The following is a 7,747-nucleotide window of genomic DNA, read 5'->3' on the forward strand; positions in this document are numbered from 1 at the left end:
TGGTCGACGTGGTCACGGCTCTCAGCCAGACCGAACTGGCGATGGACACCATGGTGGCCGTCCGGGACCGGGTGATCTCGGCGTACGAAGAGATCATGCGGATGCCCATCTAGCGGGGGTCAGTCTCACGCAGCGCCTTCTGGCCGGCGCCGACTCGCTCCACGATGACGGGATGTCGAAGGTCGTCGCGAACCGAGCGGAGTTTCCATGAGCGGCGATGCCGTGCTCGATCTTGCCCGTGAGGGCATCTGGGTGATGATCATGATCGGGGCACCGATGATGATCGTGGGGCTTCTCGTGGGCGTGGTCATTGCGCTGTTCCAGGCGCTGACCCAGATCCAGGAAATGACGCTGGTCTTCGTTCCCAAGATCCTCGCCATCTTCGTGACGCTGCTGTTATCGCTGCCCTTCATGGGCGCCATTCTCAACGGGTACATGGCGCGGCTGGCCGACATGATCGTGACCGGCGGTTGAGGCGATGATCTCGCTCAACTGGCTTCCCGAGACCGCCTATCTGTTCCTGCTGGTGTTCGCCCGCGTCGGCAGCGTGCTGATGCTCATGCCGGCTCTGGGCGAGGGCACCATCCCGGCACGGATGCGGCTGACCTTCGCGCTCGGACTGACGCTGGTCCTCTACCCCATCGTGACCCCTGTGCTCCCGCCACTGCCGGAAGGCGTCTTCGCGGTTGTCGCGCTCGTCATCCACGAGGTCGTCATTGGTCTGATCCTCGGGGCCATTGGTCGACTGTCCGTGACCGGCACCCAGGTCGCCGGTTCGATCATTGCGTCGACCTCCGGCCTGTCCGTCGCGACGGCGGCCGATCCCGTCAACGGTGGTGCTCAGGGAGCGCTGATCGGCGCCTTCCTGTCACTGCTCGGAGTTGCGCTGATCTTTGCGACCGACCTGCATCACGTGGCGATCTCGGCGATCATGGACAGCTACATGGTCTTTTCCGCCCGCGATCCGCTGCTGTTCGGGGATGCGGCCAGCACCATCGTCGAGGTGGTCGCCGGCGCCTTTGTCATCGGCGTGCAGATGTCGGCGCCGTTCATCGTCTTCGGCCTGGTCTTCAACCTGGGGATGGGCATCCTCAGTCGACTGATGCCGCAGCTGCAGGTGTTCTTCATCGCCATGCCGGCGACCGTTGGCGTCGGTCTCGTGTTGATGGCGCTCCTGCTGTCGATGATGATGGGGCTCTACCTCATGCATTTCGAAGGCGTGCTCGCGGTACTGCGCGGCGTGGCCTGAGCGATGAGCGACGAAGCCCCAGAACAATCCTCCAAGACAGAGGATCCATCCGAAAAGAAGCTGCGCGACGCCCACGAGAAGGGCGACGTGGTCAAGAGCCAGGAGGTCAACAACTGGTTCATCCTGTCCGGCTCGGCGCTGGTATTCTCTCTGCTTGCCGTCCCGACCAGCGTGTCTCTGACCGAGAGCTTCAAGACGCTCCTCGACAACGCTGAGAAGTACGAGGTCGGCAGCCAGGCGCTGTCGAGTTTCTGGAGCAACCTGGCGGGGTCCATACTGCTCGTCGGCCTCATTCCCAGCATAGTCCTGATGGGTGTCGCGGTCGCCGCCAACCTCGTTCAGCACCGGCCCTTGCTCTCACTCGATCCGGTGATGCCCAAGTTCTCCAAGGTCAACCCGCTCGAGGGGGCCAAGCGGCTGTTCTCGCAGGAGGCGCTGGTCAACTTCGTCAAGGGGTTGATGAAGCTTGCCGTGGTCTCGGCGGTGCTCTGGTTTGTGCTCGCGCCCGAGGTGGCACACCTCGAGATCATGATGACGGTCGAACCGTCCATGATCCTCGCGGACTTCATGGATCTCGCCATGAAGATCTTCGGTGCCGTCCTCGCCGTCGTCACGGTCATCGCGATCGCCGACTACATCTACCAGCGAAACCGCTGGTGGAACCGGCTGAAGATGACGCTGCAGGAGGTCAAGGACGAGTACAAGCAGCAGGAGGGTGATCCCAAGATCAAGGGACGCGTGCGTCAGATCCGCATGGAGCGCAGTCGTCGCCGCATGATGGCAGCCGTACCGCAAGCCACGGTCGTGATCACCAACCCGACCCACTACGCTGTTGCACTGAAGTACGAGAGGTCGATGAGTGCGCCCAAGTGCGTCGCCAAAGGCGCTGACGCGATCGCGCTCAAGATTCGTGAACTTGCCCGTCAGAGTGACGTGCCGATCGTCGAGAACCCGCCGCTGGCTCGAGCCCTCTACGCGGTGGTCGAAATCGACGAGACGATTCCGAACGAGCATTTCAAGGCCGTTGCGGAAGTCATCGGGTTCGTGATGCGCCTCAAGCAGAAGTCCGGCTGGAAGGCCGGGTAGGGCTGCTTCGCCACCTGCCTGTCTGGACAGCACGGTGAACCCCGCGATAGAAGGCCTTTCCTGTTGTCGGCGGCGGGGCTCTGGCCTCGCCTTTTTTCTGTACGAGATCCTGCCATGACGAGCGTGAACGATATCCGGTCCAGCTTCCTCGGCTTCTTCGGCAAGAATGGGCATGCGGAAGTGGCCTCGAGCCCGCTGGTGCCACGGAACGACCCCACGCTCATGTTCACCAATGCGGGCATGGTGCAGTTCAAGAACGTCTTCACCGGCGTCGAGAAGCGCGACTACGTTCGGGCCACCACGGCGCAGAAGTGCGTACGGGCCGGCGGAAAGCACAACGACCTGGACAATGTCGGCTACACGGCCCGGCACCACACGTTCTTCGAGATGCTCGGAAACTTCTCGTTCGGCGACTATTTCAAGGAACACGCGATCGAACTCGCGTGGGACCTGCTAACCCGAGAGTGGGGACTGCCCAAGGCGAAGCTCACCGCTACCATCTACGAGGACGACGATGAGGCGTTCGAGTTGTGGAAGAAGATCGCCGGGCTGCCGGAAGATCGCATCGTGCGCCTAGGTGCCAAGTCGAATTTCTGGCAGATGGGCGACACGGGCCCATGCGGCCCGTGCTCCGAGATCTTCTACGATCACGGCGACAAGTACTGGGGAGGCCCTCCGGGCTCGCCCGAGGAGGACGGAGACCGGTTCGTCGAGATCTGGAACCTCGTCTTCATGCAGTTCGAGCAGTTCGCCGATGGTTCGCGAACGCGTCTGCCGAAGCCCTCGGTCGACACCGGGTCGGGGCTTGAGCGCGTCGCAGCGGTCATGCAGGGCACCAACAACAACTATGAGATCGACCTGTTCAGGGCACTCACGGCGTCGGCCGCGCAGGCGACCGGCTACTCGGGCGATCCGGCCAATCCGAGCCTGCGGGTAATATCCGACCACCTGCGTTCGATGACCTTCCTGATCGCAGAGGGGGTGCTGCCGTCCAACGAAGGCCGCGGTTATGTGCTGCGCCGCATCATGCGCCGCGCCATGCGGCATGCGACGCTGCTGGGAGCCAGCGAGCCGGTGATCCACCGCATCGTTCCCACCCTCGTGCGCGAGATGGGGCAAGCCTATCCCGAGCTGGTGCGCGGCGAGGCGATGATCGCAGAGACCGTCCACCTCGAGGAACAGCGCTTCCTCAAGACGCTTAGCCGTGGACTGCAGTTGCTCGACGAGGCCACAGCCGGGCTGGGCGAAGGCGACATGCTCGAGGGCGTCACCGCGTTCAGGCTCTACGACACTTACGGGTTCCCGCTCGACCTGACGCAGGACGCGCTACGAACCCGCGGCATTCATGTCGATCTGTCCGGTTTCGAGGACGCCATGGCCCGCCAGCGCGCAGAAGCGCGCAAGAGCTGGGCTGGGTCGGGCGAGGCGGGCGAGGACAAGGTCTGGTTCGCGGTGGCCGACAAGGTCGGCCCCACCGAGTTCCTGGGTTACGAGACCGAAGGTGCCGAGGGAGAGGTGGTCGCTCTTGTGAAGGCCGGCCAGAGTGTCGCCGAACTCGCCGAGGGCGACGAGGGCTATGTGGTCCTGAACCAGACCCCGTTCTACGGTGAAAGCGGCGGCCAGGTCGGCGACACTGGTCGGCTTGTCGGCGATGGCGTGTCGGTCGCGGTCACGGACACCAGCAAGCACCATGGTGTGTTTGCGCACAAGGTGAAGGTCGAGCGCGGCGACTTGCGGCTGGGCCTCGGGCTTGCGGCGCAGGTGGATCACGCTCGTCGCTCGGCAATACGTTCGAACCATTCGGCGACGCACCTGCTGCACGAGGCACTGCGCCTCGTGCTGGGCGATCACGTGGCGCAGAAGGGCTCCATGGTTGCACCCGACCGGTTGCGCTTCGACTTCGTCCACACCAAGCCGATCACGCCGCAGGAAATGGCGCAGATCGAGGATATCGCCAACGACATCGTGCTGCAGAACACCCCCGTCGAAACGCGGCTGATGGGCGTTGAGGATGCCAAGCAGTCGGGTGCCCGAGCACTGTTCGGCGAGAAATACGGTGATGAAGTCCGCGTCGTGTCCATGGGTCTGCCGACCGGAAACGGATTGGGGTGGTCGGTTGAGCTTTGCGGAGGCACTCATGTACGCCGCACCGGCGATATCGGGCTGATTTCGGTGCTGGGCGAGGGCGGCGTCTCCTCCGGCGTGCGGCGCATTGAGGCGGTAACCGGTCGGGCGGCCCGGCACCGCGGCAACGATCACGTGCGGATCGTCGAGACCGCAGCGACGCTGTTGCGCGCCTCGCCGCACGAGGTGCTCGATCGGGTCGAGGCGCTGCAGGACAACCTCAAGAAGGCAGAGCGGGCCCTGAGCGACGCCAACAAGAAGCTCGCACTGGGTGGTGGTGGAGGAACGACGGCGGCGCCGGCCGACGAGAAGGTCAATGGCGTCGCCTTCGTCGGACGCGCCGTGGAGGGTGTTTCACCCAAGGACGTCAAGGGGCTGGTCGATGCGGAGAAGAAGCGCATTGGTTCCGGCGTGGTCACGGTGGTGCTGAAGGGCGAGGACGGCCGTGGCACGGTGGCGGTCGGCGTCACCGACGACCTCACGGGCAGGTATTCCGCCGGCGACCTGATCAAGTTCGCGACCGCGGCACTTGGTGGCCAAGGCGGCGGAGGCCGCCCCGACATGGCGCAGGGTGGTGGACCAGACGGCGCCCGCGGCGAGGAAGCCATTGCCGCAGTGCGGGCCGCGCTGGTCTAGACGGGATCCGGTCCCGGTCCCTTGAAGTCGTCCGGCGAGGGATTGACCCGCCGGGCCCGGTACTCTGCCCAGCGCCCGGCGATACGGGCGCGGGCTCCGTCGCCGAGAACATTGGCAATACCGGCGGCGACGACGACGCCGAGCCCCGCGAGCCCCATCGCATCGGGTACCTCGGCAAAGAAGAGGGCACCGAGCAACAGGGCCCAGATCACCTGACTGTACTGCATCGGGGCGATCCGGCTCACTGGTGCACTGGCCACCGCTGCGATCTGCAGCAGGTAACCTGCGCCACCCAGAACGCCGCTGATCAGCAGCGCCCCGAGCAGTACCCAGTTCGGCATGGTGAATCCCACGATTGCCATGCCGATGGCGTTGGCCGCCAACGTCGCAAGCCCGGGGAGGGCGAATAGCGTCACGCGACGCTCCTCGCTGGAAATCAACCGCAATGCGGTGACCGAAATGGCGGCGCTGACAGCGCAACCGAAGCCTGTGAGATGGCCCAGTTGCAGCTCACGGAAGCCTGGGCGGACCACCAGGAGCACACCCAAGAAGCTGACGATGATCAGGGCCCAGCGATCCAGACTGATCTTCTCGCCGAGGACGAGGACCGAGAGGATGGCTGTCATGATCGGGATCATGAAGACAAGACAGTACGCCTCCGCCAGAGGTATGGTGACGAAGGAGTAGGTGATCAGCATCGCACTGGCAGTGCGGGCGAGCGCAATAATCGTCACCAGAACCGGCCGTCGCAGCTTGAAGGTGTCTCGCCAGCGCTCGGCGGGAGGCTTGCTGAAGATCGCCGGGATCACCGAGAACATTGTCGTGAAGAAGCCGATCTCGAACACCGAGAGGCTCGGACCCATCGCCTTCACGATGGCGTCACCGACCGAGTAGGCGAGGTAGGCCACCAAGGCCAGCAGCACGCCTGTCGAGGCTGTAGAAGAGCTCTTGACCACCTAGCTTCCCGACTTGTCGCCGCGGCCGGGAGGCCCCGCATCACCGCCAAGTGGCGGACTGACTTCTGCGGCGGCACTTGCAGGCCCGAAGACAGAAAGACGCGAGAAGATGCGGATGCGCGTTTCGTCCGACATCACGTTGAGGATGCCACCCGTGGCGACGATCAGCAAACCGACATAAGTGATCGAGTCAGGATACTCGAGAAAGAAGATGGAGCCAAAGATCACCGCCCAGGCGATCTGACTGTACTGTGCAGGTGCAATCAGGCTCACGGGTGCGCGACGAGTAGCGGCTATGAACATGATGTTGCCGGTTCCACCCAGGCCCCCGATAGCCAGAAGCAGTGCGAACTCTTCGAGCGAGGGCATGGTGAAGGTGGGAATCATCAGGATGCCGTTGACGACGACGATGTAGCCCAATGGCATACCAAGCAGGCTGACACGCTTTTCGACCGGTGCCACCTTGCGCAGTATCGTGGTGGCGACGGCACCGGATACTGACGCGGCCAGCGCCGTCAGGTGACCGAGCTGCAGATCACGGAATCCAGGCCGCACGACCAGCAGCACCCCGCAGAAGCTGGCGGCGAGGAAAAGCCAGCGCTGCCATGTCACCTCTTCCTTGAGGAGGGTCACCGAAAGAGCGACCACGAAGATGGGGGCCAGGAAGTTGATCGAATAGACTTCGGCCAGCGGAATGTGAACGAAGGCATAGATCACGCAGAGGTTTCCGACGACGCCGGCGAGGCTGCGCAGGTTCAGCAACACGGGGTGACGCATGCGCCAGAACTCGCGCCAGTGTTCTCCCTTCGGCTTGGTGAAGATGGCCGGCAGGAACGAGAACAGTGCTGTCCAGAACGCGATCTCGAAGACGGTGAGTGAGACGCCGAAGCCTTTGATGATGGCGTCGCAGCACGAGTAGAGGAGGTACGCAACGAGCGCGAAGGCGACGCCGGAGGGCAACGGAATCAGATCCAATGAGGAGGGAGGGCAGGCAAAGAATGTGCGATGCTATACGCTTGGCCGGTCGGGCCGTCGATGGGCGGCAAGGCGGCACATGCTAATAATTTCGTCTCTACTTGAAGCGTTCCCTGACCAGCGGCCCGATGTTCTCGATCTTGTTCGTCCAAAGATATCCTGCGAACTCCTGCGGCACCTGGGCAAGGTGCTCCTCGGTGTCGATGCCGGCCGTTCCCACGTCGCCGCCCTCATAGGGGCCAAGCAGTATCACAACTGAGTCGACTGCCTGCATGCGCTCGATGAACAGGTTCGGCCAACCCCAGAGCAGCCATGCGTAATTGACCGGCACAAGCACCGCGGTTTCGCGACACAGGTCGGGGACCAGTCCGGTCCAGCCGAGACCGAGATACTGCGTCAGACACTGTACGGTGTCGCGGGACGAGAATGCGAACAGCGGGAGTCCACCGTGCTCGTCCGGGCCGATCAGGTCGCGGGCCCGATAGGTTGGCGGCGCGCCGCCGTAGACCCCCCAGACGAGGCGACGCCACTCCGGGTGATCCTTCACGATGCGCGCCAGCATGTCGCCCTCGCGCGCCTCATTGCTCTTGTAGTTGACGAGAAAGCGGCCCCCGGGAAATGCGGCGAACACCTCCTCCAGTTCTGGCATCTGGCCGACGGCTTTGCCACGGAAGGGAAAACTCCCGCCGCCATCAAAGGTGTAGCCGTGACCGACATCCAG

The 7,747-nt window shown here is 63.6% G+C and carries 7 protein-coding genes and 1 pseudogene; 5 read left to right on the forward strand and 3 right to left on the reverse strand.

Going from position 1 to position 7,747, the window contains the following annotated elements:
- The 5 genes from ACE3TU_RS15890 to alaS all read left to right on the forward strand — a co-directional run.
- A partial coding sequence (locus tag ACE3TU_RS15890; protein WP_374625929.1) for a flagellar hook-basal body complex protein FliE occupies positions 1 to 113 on the forward strand: 113 nt, incomplete at its 5' end.
- A gap of 94 nt (positions 114 to 207) precedes the next feature.
- Positions 208 to 474 (forward strand): flagellar biosynthesis protein FliQ, encoded by a 267-nt coding sequence (fliQ, locus tag ACE3TU_RS15895; protein ID WP_374625917.1) that lies wholly within the window; start codon positions 208 to 210, stop codon positions 472 to 474.
- Positions 475 to 478: 4 nt separating this feature from the next.
- Positions 479 to 1,249: a flagellar biosynthetic protein FliR gene (gene fliR, locus ACE3TU_RS15900; protein ID WP_374625919.1), complete on the forward strand. Its 771-nt coding sequence runs from the start codon at positions 479 to 481 to the stop codon at positions 1,247 to 1,249.
- A gap of 3 nt (positions 1,250 to 1,252) precedes the next feature.
- Positions 1,253 to 2,335, forward strand: coding sequence for a flagellar biosynthesis protein FlhB (flhB, locus tag ACE3TU_RS15905; protein ID WP_374625921.1), 1,083 nt, complete (start codon positions 1,253 to 1,255; stop codon positions 2,333 to 2,335).
- Between the two features lie 114 nt (positions 2,336 to 2,449).
- Positions 2,450 to 5,095 (forward strand): alanine--tRNA ligase, encoded by a 2,646-nt coding sequence (alaS, locus tag ACE3TU_RS15910; protein ID WP_374625923.1) that lies wholly within the window; start codon positions 2,450 to 2,452, stop codon positions 5,093 to 5,095.
- Here alaS and ACE3TU_RS15915 read toward each other — a convergent pair.
- The 3 genes and pseudogenes from ACE3TU_RS15915 to ACE3TU_RS15925 all read right to left on the reverse strand — a co-directional run.
- Positions 5,092 to 6,051: a DMT family transporter gene (locus tag ACE3TU_RS15915; protein WP_374625925.1), complete on the reverse strand. Its 960-nt coding sequence runs from the start codon at positions 6,049 to 6,051 to the stop codon at positions 5,092 to 5,094. The two genes, alaS and ACE3TU_RS15915, sit on opposite strands and share 4 nt — an antisense overlap.
- Positions 6,052 to 7,011, reverse strand: coding sequence for a DMT family transporter (locus ACE3TU_RS15920; protein WP_374625927.1), 960 nt, complete (start codon positions 7,009 to 7,011; stop codon positions 6,052 to 6,054).
- A gap of 112 nt (positions 7,012 to 7,123) precedes the next feature.
- Positions 7,124 to 7,747, reverse strand: a pseudogene (locus tag ACE3TU_RS15925) (glycerophosphodiester phosphodiesterase); the annotation flags it as partial.

The organism is Devosia sp., assembly GCF_041917035.1.
Classification (GTDB): domain Bacteria; phylum Pseudomonadota; class Alphaproteobacteria; order Rhizobiales; family Devosiaceae; genus Devosia_A.

What these genes read in the sequence shown, in the direction of transcription:
- fliQ (WP_374625917.1), top strand. Translation starts at nt 208, where the DNA reads ATGAGCGGCGATGCCGTGCTCGATCTTGCCCGTGAGGGCATCTGGGTG.
- fliR (WP_374625919.1), top strand. Translation starts at nt 479, where the DNA reads ATGATCTCGCTCAACTGGCTTCCCGAGACCGCCTATCTGTTCCTGCTG.
- flhB (WP_374625921.1), top strand. Translation starts at nt 1,253, where the DNA reads ATGAGCGACGAAGCCCCAGAACAATCCTCCAAGACAGAGGATCCATCC.
- alaS (WP_374625923.1), top strand. Translation starts at nt 2,450, where the DNA reads ATGACGAGCGTGAACGATATCCGGTCCAGCTTCCTCGGCTTCTTCGGC.